We start from the raw sequence: 13,598 nt of genomic DNA on the forward strand, positions 1-13,598 counted from the left end.
TTTTTTAGGAATTACGAATCTTGTTCAAATCCTAATTCATAATTCCTAATTCGTAATTAATCAATCCCTTCCCACCATTTTTTCCTGCTATCTAAAAGATCAAGATCCAGCGTCTCACCAATCATCGGGTGTACGATAGGCTGTCCGGCTGTTTCGGCTGCGGCTACGGCTCTCTTGATAGGCTCGTCCCAAGCATGCAGTGCCAGCGGGAACTTGCCCCAATGCACCGGAAGCAATACCTTGGCGTTAAGATCTTGCGCTGCTTGTACAGTCTGTTCAGGCATCATGTGGATAAACTTCCAGCTCTTGTTGTATTGTCCGCATTCTAGTATGGCCAAATCAAACGGACCAAAAGCATCCCCTATTTGCTTGAAAAAAGTATCATAGCCAGAATCGCCGCCTACATAAATTCTGCGCTGCGGCGTGTCTACCACAAATGCCAGCCATACCGCTTGGTTTCTTTTGAAACCCCTTCCGGAGAAATGGCGCGCGGGAACCGTATTGATCTTGAATCCCGAGCCAAGGTCCAACGATTCGTGCCAGTTAAGCTCATCTACAATATTCTTATCAAAATTCCAGCGTTCGAAATGCTCGCCGGTTCCTATGCCCGTGATGATTCTTTTCACTTTTGGCTTCAGCTTGAGCATCGTATCATAATCCAAATGGTCCCAATGGTCGTGGGAAATCAGCAGGAAATCAATATCCGGCATGTCGTTGGCCGAATACACATTGGCACCTTTGAACGCATTTACAGTAAAAGACAGCGGCGAGGCATGGTTGCTGAAAACTGGGTCGACAAGGAAAGTCTTTCCAGACAATTGCATGAAATAAGACGAATGTCCGAACCACACCAACACATCTTTGCCGGGATCTAGATTTTTAAGATCTGTCTTTTGAGAAGGAATGCGCCCTGCGGGAATATTTCGCTTGCTCTTCCCGAAGAAAAAATCTTTGAGTACTGTATAATAGTTCGCGCCGTCTGTCAGATCGGGCGTGTTTGAAATATTTTGGAATTGTCCTTGTCCGTAATTAGGCATTTTTTTGATTCGTTCGAGTCTTCCGTTAGACGGCCTTCTCCCAAACTTAGGATGGTTGAAGAATAAAAAGACATAGAATGCCAGCAGAATGCAGAGTATAACCGTAAAAGTCATTGTTGTAATTTTAGCTTTGCCAAAGCTATTGATAAATTAAATCCAAAAAATAAAAGCACTGCTAAATATAACTTAAGAAAGCTATTGGGGTGGCAATTTCATTTTTAAATCGTATATTAGTAAGGCAATTTTATACATCCGCTACCATGAACGACAATTTCAAGACCATCATCGAATCGCTGATTATGAACGGTTTCATAGAATCAGAACAGCACGTCAAGGAACTTGGCAGCAAGCTTGATTTTAAGATTACGCAGTATTCCCTAAATACGCCGCTGAGTTTCAAATTCCATAATAGCGAGGAATTTATCACTTTCCTCAACTTTTCAAGCCCGGAAGAAATCGACGAGGAAAAAATAGGACTCATCAATGCCGCCATCCTCGAGCAAGGACTAGATCCAGATGATTTCTTCTATGTCAACTTTTATAAGAAAGAAGTCAACGAGTTATAGGATTTGGGATTTTTGATTTTTGATTTGGGTTATATTTGCAGACACTATTTACATCATAAATCTAAAATCACAAATCTAAAATAAAATGATACAGCTCGTTTTCGCTTCCAACAATAAAAACAAGATTAAAGAAATACAAAGCCTGCTTCCGGATGATATACAAATCCTAAGTCTGGAAGACATTGGCTGTCATGAAGATATACCCGAAACTGCCGATACGATTGAAGGCAATGCCATATTAAAAGCAGATTACGTGACCAAAAACTATGGTTACGATTGTTTTGCCGACGACTCCGGTCTCGAAGTCAATGCCTTAGAAGGTGCTCCTGGTGTCTATTCTGCCCGCTTTGCCGGAGAACATAAAAATGACCACGACAACATGGACAAACTGTTGCGTGAATTGGAAAATACGACAGACAGGTCTGCCAACTTCAAAACTGTTATAGCGCTGAACCTTAACGGACAGCAAAAATTATTTACTGGAAAAGTATTCGGAACTATCCTTTTTGAAAAGAAAGGAACGAACGGTTTCGGCTACGATCCTATCTTCCAACCTGATGGATTTTCTTACACGTTTGCACAACTTTCGCTCGACGAAAAGGGTGCTATAAGTCATCGAGCTAAAGCAGTGAAGCAACTCATCACTTACCTAAAAAACTAACTTTCTGATTTTCAATTATTCATAAAAAAATAAACTTCCAATTCGGATTAGTTTTAATGGTTTTTTAAACGTACCTTTGCAGCCTATTTTAAATACATATATGAATAAATTTGAACAATTAGGATTGAGTGAGTCGCTACTGAGGGCGATTTTAGATCTAGGATTTGAAAATCCGACCGAGGTACAGGAAAAAGCGATTCCCCTATTATTGGCACAAGACACAGACATGGTTGCGTTGGCTCAAACAGGGACAGGGAAAACAGCAGCGTTTGGTTTTCCGCTTATCCAAAAGATTGATGCCGACAACAGAAATACTCAGGCGTTGATTTTATCACCGACACGCGAACTTTGTTTGCAGATTACAAATGAAATTAAAAACTACTCAAAATACGAAAAAGGTATTAATGTAGTTGCGATTTACGGCGGTGCCAGCATTACAGAGCAGGCTAGGGAAATCAAGAGAGGAGCACAAATTATCGTGGCTACTCCGGGAAGAATGCAAGACATGATCAATAGAGGTTTGGTGAACATTTCACAAATCAACTATTGCATACTTGACGAGGCAGATGAAATGTTGAACATGGGATTCTATGAGGATATCGTGAACATCCTTTCTACATCGCCAGACGAAAAAAGCACATGGTTATTCTCGGCTACAATGCCGCAAGAAGTTGCCCGAATTGCAAAACAATTCATGAGCGAGCCATTGGAAATCACTGTAGGAACTAAAAATTCAGGTTCGGCTACAGTTTCACATGAATTTTATTTAGTAAACGCTCGTGACCGTTACGAAGCCTTGAAAAGATTGGCAGATGCAAATCCGGATATCTTTTCTGTAGTGTTCTGTCGTACCAAAAGGGACACGCAGGCAGTTGCTGAAAAGTTAATCGAAGACGGATACAGCGCAGCAGCTTTGCACGGAGATTTATCTCAAGCACAAAGAGATGGCGTAATGAAATCGTTTAGAGGAAGACAAATCCAGATGCTTGTAGCGACAGACGTTGCAGCACGTGGAATTGACGTTGATAACATTACACACGTTGTAAACTATCAGCTTCCTGACGAGGTAGAAACTTACAACCACCGTTCTGGTAGAACCGGACGTGCTGGAAAACTAGGAACTTCTATCGTAATCGTTACTAAAAGTGAATTGCGAAAAATCTCTGCGATCGAAAGAATCATCAAGCAGAAATTTGAAGAGAAATCAATTCCTTCTGGAATCGAGATCTGCGAAATCCAATTGTTGCACTTAGCGAACAAAATCAAGGATACAGAAGTTGACCACGAAATCGACAACTACCTTCCAGCAATCAACAATGTTCTTGAAGATCTTTCAAAAGAAGAATTGATCAAGAAAATGGTTTCTGTAGAATTCAACCGTTTCATTAACTATTACAAGAAAAACAGAGATATTTCTGCTCAGTCTGCTGGCGAAAGACGCGAAAGCGACGGTGCTCCAAGAGACAACAGCGGTGCAGTACGTTATTTCGTGAACATCGGTTCTAGAGATAACTTCGACTGGATGTCGTTGAAAGATTTCTTGAAAGAAACGCTAGATCTTGGACGTGATGACGTTTTCAAAGTAGACGTAAAAGAAGGTTTCTCTTTCTTCAATACAGATGCAGAACATTCTGCTAAAGTAATGGATATCTTGAACGGAATCGAATTGGAAGGAAGAAAAATCAATGTAGAGATTTCTAAAAACGACGGTGGCGGCAGAAGCAGCTCTAGAAGAGACCACAACGGAAGAAGCGGTGGTTTTGGCGGAGGCAGATCTGGCGGCGGAGGCGGTTTTAGAAGCGACAGAAGTTCGGCTCCAAAAAGAGAAGGCGGCTTTAGAAGCGACAGAGGCGGATCATCTGACAGACCAGCTCGCAGAAGCGAAGGTTTTTCATCTGACCGACCAAGAAGAGAGGGCGGATTTTCTGAAAGAGCTCCACGTCGTTCTGAAGGAACAAGATCTGAAGCTCCAAGAGCAAGAAGACCGAGAAGAGACTAAATCTTTTAGTTAATTTTCTTATAATTATAAACAGACTGCAAAATATCTTAAAGAGTTTTATTACTTTTAACGCTTCTAACAAGGCTATGAGATATTTTGCAGTTTTCTTTTTCTTATTCGTAACCTCTTTTGCTTTTGCACAGGATACAAAAATTTCGGCTACAGTAATTAACGACAATACTTTGCTCCCCCTCGCAGACGTCAGCATCATCAACCTCAACAAGGTGAAAGGAACGACGACAAACGCAAGCGGCTACTTTGAATTGGTTGCCGAAGTAAACGATACTCTTCACATTTCGACTCTAGGATACAAATCCATTAAAGTAAGAGTCACCAACGACTGGTTCAAGACAAAAAGCACAAAAATAAAAATGACCGAAAAGGCCTATGCCTTGGAAGAAGTTGTCATTAACCAATACAACCTGACCGGATATCTTGAAATCGATTACAAGATTATTCCGATTAAAGAAAATTTCAGATATAGCATTTCCGGATTGTCGCAAGGCTACGAAATGGGAAGATACGCCCCTGGCGCTTTCTCAAGGGTCGTAGGATCTATCTTCAACCCTGCTGACATGCTTTATAATTTCTTCGGAAAAAAGCCTACAGAGCTGAAAAGACTGAAAGAAATGAAAAAAGACGATGCTGTAAAAAACCTTCTTTCGTCTAAATTTGACCGAGAAACCTTAGGAGCCCTTCTAGGTGTCAGCCCCAACGAGATTGCTGAAATCTTAGAGCGTTGCAACTATTCCGAAACTTTTATCAAGACCGCTAATGACCTCCAAATCATGGATGCCATTAACGAATGCTACGAAGAATACAAAATCTTAAAAGGCAAGAAATAATCTTTACAAGAGATTATTGATTTCTTTATAGCGCTGTTCAATCCGCTTGATATCTTTGATCGAATTTTTGGTCCAGGCCAATCTCCTTGAAATTGTTTCCTCTTCCGTAAGCTTCCAATCCACATCCGATTTTCGCAATCGGCTCATGATACTTTGTATGATGATCGCCGCAGAAACAGAAATATTCAAGCTTTCCGTAAAACCGGCCATTGGTATCTTTAAAAAGCCATCTGCTTCGTTCATGACTTCGTCCGAAAGTCCGTTCTTTTCCGTGCCGAAAAAGATAGCCGAAGGTTTTGAGATATCAAAATCATCAAGCAGGCAGGAATTGTCATGCGGCGTTGTCGCAATAATCTGATAGCCTTTTTCCTTTAAAGCCTTGAGACAATCCATATTGGAATTGTAACGGCTCACATCGACCCATTTCTGCGCCCCCATCGCAATTTCCTTATCGATTTTCTTTCCGTATTTTTCTTCGACCACATGAAGATTCTGGATGCCGAATACTTCGCAGCTGCGCATGACAGCACTCGTATTGTGCAACTGAAAGACATCTTCTATAGCGATGGTAAAATGATTTGTCCGCTGCTGAAGGACTTTTATGAATTTTTCTTTTCTGTTTTCTGTTATAAACTCTTCTAAATAGGCCAAATATTCGACTTCGGAGGTTTTTTCTTTCATGGATGAATGGATTTATAAAATAGTTTCCTTAAATTGGCTTACCTAAAATTCGGCTATGACTCAGGAAGAATTACTACCACAAATTTATAAAAAAGACGACAGAGCATTCACTTTGATGTATGATATGTATTCTAAAAGTCTCTACAGCGTGATTTACAATCTGGTACGCGACAATGAAGAGGCCGAAGATATCCTTCAGGAAACTTTTGTGAAAATATGGAAAAACATTGACAGCTACAACGAATCTAAAGGAAGATTCTATACGTGGATACTCAATATTGCTCGCAATACTTCTATCGATAAGCTTCGTTCTAAAGGCTTTAACAACCGGCAGAAAAACCTTTCGTCTGATAATTTCGTACATCTACTCGACGACAGTAACAAACTGAGCAATAAGATTGACACGATCGGAATCAAGGAATTTGTCAAGAAATTAAAACCTAAATGCATCCAGATTTTAGACCTTTTGTTTTTTAAGGGATACACCCAGCAAGAAGCCTCAGAAGAATTGCAGATTCCGCTTGGGACTGTAAAGACCCAGAACAGAAACTGCATCAATGATTTAAGAAACTTTTTAAAAGTATAATGGACAAACAAGAATACATAGAGTCAGGTATTTTAGAACTGTACGTCTTTGGGCAATTGGACGAGCCGGAATTCAGCGAAGTCACAAAAATGGCCGAAAAAGACGAGGACATACGCAATGAAATTATTTCTATAGAAAAAGCGATTATCAATTTTTCAGAAAGCGTTGCTCCTTTCCTATCGTCAGGAAACTATGAAAAAATACGCGAAGCATTGATGCTCAAACACGGAGTTGTCGATATGAAGCCGAAATCGAGCATCTATCTTTATTTGGGATGGGCCGCTTCTATTTTACTGCTGATTGGCGTAGGATATCAATACGTACAACTGGAAGACAAGAAAACGAAAATAGAAACGGTAGAAACCGAAAAAAGCAAGCTGCAGGAATCGGTAGTAGACTTGACCCTGCAAAATAAAAACAACGAAGCTACCTTGGCTATCATTCGCGACAACAGCAATACAATAGTAAAGCTGGAAGGGCAAGAAGTTTCGCCGCAATCGTATGCAAAAGTATATTGGAACAAAGACACCAAAGCTGTCCATATCGATGCCGCTGGACTTCCAGAACCGCCTGAAGGCATGGTCTATCAAGTATGGGCTTTAAAACTGAATCCTCTGACACCGACAAGTATCGGACTTTTAGAGAATTTCAAAGGCAATGCAAAACGAATCTTTACAGTTGAAAATGCCAATGAAGCCGAAGCCTTCGGAATCACACTGGAACCAGCTGGCGGAAGTGCATCGCCTACATTGGAACAATTATATACTTTAGGAAAAGCATAATCAAACACTATTTTTAGAGCGGAAATGGCATTAGTAATGTCCGTTTCCGCTTTATATTTTAATTCTATGAAAAAGAAACTTGTAGTCCTTACTGGAGCCGGAATCAGTGCCGAAAGCGGCATCAAGACCTTTCGCGATTCAGACGGCTTGTGGGAAGGCCACGACGTCATGGAAGTCGCATCGCCAGAAGGCTGGAGAAACAACCCTGCTTTGGTCATGGATTTCTACAACAAGAGAAGACAGCAATTAAAAGAAGTCGTACCCAATGCCGCACACTTAATTTTGGCCGAACTGGAGCAACATTTCCACGTACATATCATTACCCAAAATGTAGACGACCTTCACGAAAGAGCCGGAAGCTCAAATGTGCTTCACCTTCATGGCGAGCTGCTGAAAGTACGAAGCACCAAAAGAGAAAATTACATATTAGATTGGACAGACGACTTAAATTTTGGCGATCTTGACGACAACGGACACCAGCTCCGCCCGCACATCGTGTGGTTTGGAGAAGCCGTCCCTGCTCTAGAAGAAGCGGTCAGCATCACCAACGAAGCCGATTTCTTTGCGGTAGTAGGAACATCGCTCCAAGTCTATCCGGCAGCCGGACTGGTTGATTTCGCAAAACCTGGGACTCCCTTGTTTTATGTCGATTTAAATCCTGCACGTATTCCAAACCTCAGAAACGAACTAGAAGTCATTCCAACAACAGCTTCCGAAGGGATGAAACTGCTAAAAGAAAAGCTGCTGGCCCGTTTATAATCCGAAAAGGTTATAAAGCAGGAAGAAAAAGCAGTACAAATCGCATTTATCTTTTAATACTTCAGACATATAAAGTATATTTGCGCTTATCTGAATAACAACACAAAATGACAACTTTAACTGAACTGAACGCTATATCTCCAATTGACGGACGGTATAGAAACAAAACGTATTCTTTATCACAGTATTTCTCTGAAGAAGCCTTGATAAAATACCGCGTACTTGTTGAAATAGAATACTTTATCTCGCTTTGCGAAATTCCGCTGCCGCAGCTAAAAACGGTGGATGCTTCGGTTTTCGAAAGCTTGAGAAACCTCTACAAAAATTTCAGTGCCGACGATGCGAAAGCTATCAAGGAAATCGAAAAAACAACCAACCACGATGTCAAAGCCGTAGAATATTTTATCAAGACTGCGTTTGACAAATTGGGCTTATCAGAACATAAAGAATTCATCCACTTTGGACTGACTTCTCAAGACATAAACAATACTGCAATTCCATTATCGACAAAAGAAGCTTTTCAAGAAGTGTATTTGAAATCATTAATCGAATTGACTTCAAAGCTTAAAGATTTAAGCACAGAATGGGCCGACGTGCCAATGCTAGCCAGAACCCACGGACAGCCTGCCTCTCCTACCCGTTTAGGAAAAGAAATTGCTGTTTTTGTAGAAAGATTGGAAGAACAAATGCGTCTTCTTTTTAACGTTCCTTTTGCTGCCAAATTTGGAGGCGCTACCGGAAACTTCAATGCGCATCATGTAGCTTACAAGCAAATTGACTGGAAACAATTCGGAAAAGATTTCGTAGAAGGAAACTTAGGCTTGCACCATTCTTTCCCGACTACACAGATTGAACATTACGATCATTTTGCAGCATTTTTTGATGCGCTGAAAAGAATCAATACCATCATCATCGATTTGGACAGGGATATCTGGACTTATGTGTCGATGGATTATTTCAAGCAAAAAATAAAAGCTGGCGAAGTAGGTTCTTCTGCCATGCCGCACAAAGTCAATCCTATTGATTTTGAAAACTCGGAAGGAAATTTAGGAATTGCCAATGCTATTTTTGAGCATCTGGCCGCCAAATTGCCTTTATCAAGATTGCAGAGAGATTTGACAGACAGTACCGTTTTGAGAAATATCGGCGTGCCGATGGGCCATACGATTATCGGTTTTGAGGCTACTTTAAAAGGGTTGAACAAGCTACTTTTGAACGCTCCAAAATTCGAGGAAGACCTTGAAAGAAATTGGGCTGTTGTTGCCGAAGCCATTCAAACCATCTTGAGAAGAGAAGGCTACCCGAATCCGTATGAAGCCTTGAAAGGCCTTACGAGAACCAATACCGTCATGAACAAAGAATCCATTCATGAATTTATCAAGACGCTTGAGGTTTCTGAAAACATTAAAGCAGAACTATTGCAAATTACGCCAAGCAATTACCTAGGAATCTAAAATAGTACTTTGTATAGAAAAACAATCTCGAGCAGGAATAGAACAGCTTCCTTCTCGAGATTTTTTATTTTTGGATGGCCTTGATTTTTTTCCGATATTAGTTAACAAAATCCCCTAGCCTTGTAACACACCCTCGAATTCAAATTAAAATTGATGTCGAAGAACAAAATACTAATAGTGTTTGCCCATCCCTTATTCGAAAAATCTTTTGCGAATAAAATTTTAGCGGAACATATACCACCCTCCAAAAACATTACCTTCCACGACTTATACGAAATCTATCCTGAATTCGACATCAATGTCAAGTACGAACAGGAATTGCTAAAAAACCACGACATTATCATCTGGCAGCATCCTATGTATTGGTATAGCTGTCCGCCCCTGCTAAAACAATGGATCGACATGGTCTTGGAATACGGCTGGGCGTATGGCAAAAATGGATTGGCGCTACAGGATAAAATTATCTTCCAGGCCATAACTACCGGTGCCAACATGGAAAATTATTCCACAGAGGGAGACAACTTGTTTACATTACCTGAATTATTGCGTCCTTTCAGCCAGACCGCAAAAGTCTGCCGAATGGAATACCTGCCGCCTTTTGTAATCCACGGTACGCACAAAATGGAAGATGAGGCCTATTACGAACACGGGGCTTCTTATGCAAGGCTTTTGAACTATCTTGAAGCTAATGAAATAGACGCCAAAAAAATACAGCAGTTTTTTTACATGAACGATTGGATGCAATCTAAAAATATTTGACATGGAAAATAGTTTTTTTCTTCAGGCAATAATTTATCTGGCCGCTGCGGTAGTTTGCGTTCCTATCGCGAAAAAGATCGGACTGAGCTCTATTTTAGGCTACCTGTTTTCTGGAATCATCATCGGTCCTTTTGTATTAGGATTTATTGGCTCGGAAGGCCAAGACTTGATGCATTTTGCCGAATTTGGTGTCGTGATGATGCTTTTTCTGATCGGACTGGAACTCGATCCTTATAAGTTCTGGAAAATGCGACGGTTTATATTAGGAATGGGCTCGCTACAAGTCGGGATTACTTCATTAGTGCTTTTCATCTGTTCATCGATTATTTTCGATTGGAACTGGCAGACAGCCCTGACTATTTCCCTAGCCTTATCGCTTTCTTCAACAGCTATAGTATTGCAGACGCTCAAAGAAAAAGGAATGCTGCAGACTTCCGTCGGACGTTCTTCTTTTGCCGTATTGCTTTTTCAAGATATTGCCGTCATTCCAATCCTGGCTATCATTCCTTTGCTTGTTTCGAGTTCAAATATAATCCCTGATGAAGATATTCACCATTCGCTGATTTCAAATCTAGACGGTTGGCTGCAGACTTTAATCGTAATCGGTGTTATTGCTACCATCTATTTTGCGGGGAAATATGTAATTGTTCCTATTCTGCATGTAGTCGCAAAAACAAGGCTGCAGGAATTGTTTACTGCGTCGGCTTTATTATTAGTATTAGGCGTGTCCTACCTTATGCAATTGGTCGGATTAAGCCCTGCTTTGGGTGCATTTATGGCCGGAGTTGTCTTGGCCAATTCTGAATTCAGGCATGAACTGGAAGGCGATATCGCTCCGTTTAAAGGCTTATTGCTTGGCTTATTTTTTATAGGTGTCGGCGCTTCGATCAATTTCAGGCTGATTATCGACAATCCAGCTTTTATCTTGATTTTTGGTTTTATACTGACCATGATCAAGTTCTTCGTCTTCTTGGGAATCGGAAAACTCTACAACAAAAAAATCGACCAAAATTTTATCTTTTCGATTGGTTTGAGCCAAGCTGGGGAATTCGGGTTTGTGATCATGAGTTTTTCTATGGAACTGAATATTATTCCGAATATGCTTGCCAATCAGATCATGGCAATCATCGCGATAAGCATGATTTCGACTCCTTTCTTACTGTTGATTAACGAACGATTAATCGATCCTTATTTTGGAGTAAAAGAAAAAGAGTCCAAGACGTATGACGAAATCAACGAAAACAACGAAGTCATTATTGCTGGCTTTGGAAACTTCGGAAGTACCATAGGCCGTTTACTAAAGACTAACAAAATTCCAGCTACCATATTAGATTTGGATTCAGATCGTGTCGATTCTTTGCGAAAAATGGGCTTTAAGGTATATTATGGTGATGCGACTCGTCTCGAACTATTAAAAGCTGCCGGTTGCGAAAATGCCAAATTGTTCATTGCTGCCATCGACAACCCGACCGTGAATCTAATCGTAATTGAGATGCTGAAAAAACATTTTCCGCACCTCAAAATTTTGGCTAGAGCCAGAAACAGAAATGATGCTTTTGAAATTATCGACATGGGAATAGAAAATATCTACCGTGAAAATCTATATAGTGCCGTGCATTTAGGCGTCGATGCTTTGGTTTATTTAGGCCATCGCCGTTATTCGGCTACAAGACAGGGACAACGATTCATTAAATATGACGAGGATGCTATTTTCAGGCTGGCCAAGAAACGACATGACAAAAAAGCGTTTATGATTTCGGCTATGGAAGAAATCGAAATGCAGGAACAGCTTTTTAAAAGCGACCTTTTCAATCCTATTGGCCCGGGAGATCATGCTTGGGACAGCGAAAATTTGAAAAAAGATACTTCAACATAACAAAAAAGCCGAAGAACTTGAAAGTACCTCGGCTTTTCTTTTATGAGTAAGAAGCTTATCTTGAATAGTTTGGCGCTTCTTTCGTAATTGTAACATTGTGGGGATGGCTTTCCCCGATACCGCTCGCGGTAATCCTAACAAAACGTCCGGTTTCTTGCAACGTCTCGATATTTTTTGATCCGCAGTAGCCCATTCCTGCTCTCAAGCCTCCGATAAATTGGAGCATGCTTTCAAACAATTCGCCTTTGTATGGAACACGTCCAACAATTCCTTCTGGAACTAATTTTTTGATGTCGTCTTCTACATCTTGGAAATAACGGTCTTTGGAACCTTCTTGCATCGCTTCAACCGACCCCATACCTCTATACGATTTGAATTTTCTTCCTTCAAAAATAATAGTTTCCCCTGGGGATTCTTTAGTACCTGCTAAAAGAGAACCTAACATTACACAGTCAGCACCAGCAGCGATCGCTTTTGGAATATCTCCTGTATAACGGATTCCACCGTCAGCAATAACAGGAATTCCAGAACCTTTGATAGCAGCAGCTACTTCTAAAACTGCAGAAAATTGCGGGAAGCCAACGCCAGCCACAACTCTGGTAGTACAAATAGAGCCAGGTCCGATTCCTACTTTTACGCCGTCGGCACCATTTTCAACCAAATATTTAGCCGCTTCTGGTGTCGCGATATTTCCGACGATAACATCTAAATCTGGGAAATTTTTCTTTACGTCTTTCAAAACATCTACAACGCCTTTGGTATGTCCGTGAGCAGTATCAATAATAACAGCATCTACTCCAGCGGCAACTAATGCGCCTGCTCTTTGAACGGCATCAGCTGTAACACCAAGGGCAGCCGCTACTCTCAAACGTCCGAACTTATCTTTGTTGGCGATTGGTTTTTGCGTCAGTTTTGTAATATCTCTAAAGGTAATCAATCCGACTAGCTTATAGTCAGAATTTACTACCGGCAGTTTTTCAATTTTGTTTTTCTGAAGGATGCCTTCAGCGACTTCCAATGTAGTTCCTTCCCCAGCAGTGACAAGCTTTTCAGTCGTCATAACTTCTAGAATAGAACGGGTATTATTTTTTTCGAAACGCAAATCACGGTTTGTGACGATTCCTTTTAAAATTTGATTTTCGTCTACGACAGGAATACCTCCGATGCTGTATTCTCTCATTACTTGTTTTGCATCGCCTACAGTCGCCGTCAAAGGCAAAGTCACAGGATCAATAATCATTCCAGACTCGGCTCTTTTTACTTTTCGTACTTCGGCTGCCTGCTGTTCGATGGTCATGTTTTTATGCAGTACGCCGATACCACCTTCTTGAGCCATAGCAATCGCCATAGCGCTTTCGGTAACTGTATCCATTGCTGCAGAAACAATAGGAACGTTTAATGTAATATTGCGGGAAAATTTAGATTGAATGCTTACTTCGCGTGGTAAAACTTCAGAATAATTGGGGATCAGGAGGACATCGTCGTAGGTAAGGCCTTCTCCTATAACTTTAGTTGAGTGTGCTTTCATTGTTGCAATTTGTAGTTAAATTGCGTGCAAATGTAATCATTTTTAGGGAGAAAAGGAAATCTAAG

The 13,598-nt window shown here is 40.8% G+C and carries 13 protein-coding genes; 10 read left to right on the forward strand and 3 right to left on the reverse strand.

Annotated features, from left to right (window positions below; translation table 11 throughout):
* Positions 1–56: 56 nt before the first annotated feature.
* On the reverse strand, positions 57–1,151 hold the full coding sequence (locus OLM56_RS15170; RefSeq protein ID WP_264527570.1) for an MBL fold metallo-hydrolase: 1,095 nt from the start codon (positions 1,149–1,151) through the stop codon (positions 57–59).
* A 146-nt stretch (positions 1,152–1,297) separates the two neighbouring features.
* Between OLM56_RS15170 and OLM56_RS15175 the strand changes: the two genes are divergently transcribed.
* The 4 genes from OLM56_RS15175 (at position 1,298) to OLM56_RS15190 (ending at position 5,108) form a co-directional block, all read left to right on the forward strand.
* Positions 1,298–1,603, forward strand: coding sequence for a hypothetical protein (locus OLM56_RS15175; RefSeq protein ID WP_264527571.1), 306 nt, complete (start codon positions 1,298–1,300; stop codon positions 1,601–1,603).
* Between the two features lie 88 nt (positions 1,604–1,691).
* Positions 1,692–2,264 (forward strand): non-canonical purine NTP diphosphatase, encoded by a 573-nt coding sequence (locus OLM56_RS15180; RefSeq protein ID WP_264529026.1) that lies wholly within the window; start codon positions 1,692–1,694, stop codon positions 2,262–2,264.
* A 100-nt stretch (positions 2,265–2,364) separates the two neighbouring features.
* Complete coding sequence (locus OLM56_RS15185) at positions 2,365–4,263, forward strand: DEAD/DEAH box helicase (protein ID WP_264527572.1); 1,899 nt, start codon at positions 2,365–2,367, stop codon at positions 4,261–4,263.
* 86 nt (positions 4,264–4,349) lie between these two features.
* The gene (locus OLM56_RS15190; protein WP_121374634.1) at positions 4,350–5,108 is read left to right on the forward strand and encodes a carboxypeptidase-like regulatory domain-containing protein; all 759 of its coding nucleotides are present in this window, start codon (positions 4,350–4,352) and stop codon (positions 5,106–5,108) included.
* 3 nt (positions 5,109–5,111) lie between these two features.
* Here OLM56_RS15190 and OLM56_RS15195 read toward each other — a convergent pair whose 3' ends face one another.
* Positions 5,112–5,789 (reverse strand): TrmH family RNA methyltransferase, encoded by a 678-nt coding sequence (locus tag OLM56_RS15195; protein WP_182492279.1) that lies wholly within the window; start codon positions 5,787–5,789, stop codon positions 5,112–5,114.
* Positions 5,790–5,844: 55 nt separating this feature from the next.
* Between OLM56_RS15195 and OLM56_RS15200 the strand changes: the two genes are divergently transcribed.
* The 6 genes from OLM56_RS15200 to OLM56_RS15225 all read left to right on the forward strand — a co-directional run bounded on the left by OLM56_RS15200 (position 5,845) and on the right by OLM56_RS15225 (position 12,005).
* Entirely contained in the window at positions 5,845–6,375 is a 531-nt protein-coding gene (locus tag OLM56_RS15200) for an RNA polymerase sigma factor (protein WP_121374636.1), read from the forward strand.
* The gene (locus OLM56_RS15205; RefSeq protein WP_121374637.1) at positions 6,375–7,157 is read left to right on the forward strand and encodes an anti-sigma factor domain-containing protein; all 783 of its coding nucleotides are present in this window, start codon (positions 6,375–6,377) and stop codon (positions 7,155–7,157) included. The genes OLM56_RS15200 and OLM56_RS15205 overlap by 1 nt, the downstream gene beginning before the upstream one ends.
* A gap of 66 nt (positions 7,158–7,223) precedes the next feature.
* A complete protein-coding gene (locus OLM56_RS15210) occupies positions 7,224–7,916 on the forward strand; it encodes an SIR2 family NAD-dependent protein deacylase (RefSeq protein WP_264527573.1) in 693 nt (230 codons plus the stop codon).
* 107 nt (positions 7,917–8,023) lie between these two features.
* Positions 8,024–9,370, forward strand: a complete 1,347-nt coding sequence (gene purB, locus OLM56_RS15215; RefSeq protein ID WP_264527574.1) for an adenylosuccinate lyase — start codon at positions 8,024–8,026, stop codon at positions 9,368–9,370.
* A 153-nt stretch (positions 9,371–9,523) separates the two neighbouring features.
* Complete coding sequence (locus tag OLM56_RS15220) at positions 9,524–10,129, forward strand: NAD(P)H-dependent oxidoreductase (protein ID WP_264527575.1); 606 nt, start codon at positions 9,524–9,526, stop codon at positions 10,127–10,129.
* A gap of 1 nt (position 10,130) precedes the next feature.
* Complete coding sequence (locus tag OLM56_RS15225; protein ID WP_182492283.1) at positions 10,131–12,005, forward strand: monovalent cation:proton antiporter-2 (CPA2) family protein; 1,875 nt, start codon at positions 10,131–10,133, stop codon at positions 12,003–12,005.
* Positions 12,006–12,060: 55 nt separating this feature from the next.
* On the opposite strand, the gene guaB is transcribed toward OLM56_RS15225, so the two are convergent.
* On the reverse strand, positions 12,061–13,533 hold the full coding sequence (gene guaB, locus OLM56_RS15230) for an IMP dehydrogenase (RefSeq protein WP_121374642.1): 1,473 nt from the start codon (positions 13,531–13,533) through the stop codon (positions 12,061–12,063).
* Positions 13,534–13,598: the final 65 nt, after the last annotated feature.

Origin of the sequence: Flavobacterium sp. N2550 (assembly GCF_025947265.1) — a bacterium.
Lineage (GTDB): Bacteria > Bacteroidota > Bacteroidia > Flavobacteriales > Flavobacteriaceae > Flavobacterium > Flavobacterium endophyticum.

Coding starts and splice junctions, on each gene's coding strand:
- OLM56_RS15170 (WP_264527570.1), bottom strand. CDS start 1,151: ATGACTTTTACGGTTATACTCTGCATTCTGCTGGCATTCTATGTCTTT.
- OLM56_RS15175 (WP_264527571.1), top strand. CDS start 1,298: ATGAACGACAATTTCAAGACCATCATCGAATCGCTGATTATGAACGGT.
- OLM56_RS15185 (WP_264527572.1), top strand. CDS start 2,365: ATGAATAAATTTGAACAATTAGGATTGAGTGAGTCGCTACTGAGGGCG.
- OLM56_RS15190 (WP_121374634.1), top strand. CDS start 4,350: ATGAGATATTTTGCAGTTTTCTTTTTCTTATTCGTAACCTCTTTTGCT.
- OLM56_RS15195 (WP_182492279.1), bottom strand. CDS start 5,789: ATGAAAGAAAAAACCTCCGAAGTCGAATATTTGGCCTATTTAGAAGAG.
- OLM56_RS15200 (WP_121374636.1), top strand. CDS start 5,845: ATGACTCAGGAAGAATTACTACCACAAATTTATAAAAAAGACGACAGA.
- OLM56_RS15205 (WP_121374637.1), top strand. CDS start 6,375: ATGGACAAACAAGAATACATAGAGTCAGGTATTTTAGAACTGTACGTC.
- OLM56_RS15210 (WP_264527573.1), top strand. CDS start 7,224: ATGAAAAAGAAACTTGTAGTCCTTACTGGAGCCGGAATCAGTGCCGAA.
- purB (WP_264527574.1), top strand. CDS start 8,024: ATGACAACTTTAACTGAACTGAACGCTATATCTCCAATTGACGGACGG.
- OLM56_RS15220 (WP_264527575.1), top strand. CDS start 9,524: ATGTCGAAGAACAAAATACTAATAGTGTTTGCCCATCCCTTATTCGAA.
- OLM56_RS15225 (WP_182492283.1), top strand. CDS start 10,131: ATGGAAAATAGTTTTTTTCTTCAGGCAATAATTTATCTGGCCGCTGCG.
- guaB (WP_121374642.1), bottom strand. CDS start 13,533: ATGAAAGCACACTCAACTAAAGTTATAGGAGAAGGCCTTACCTACGAC.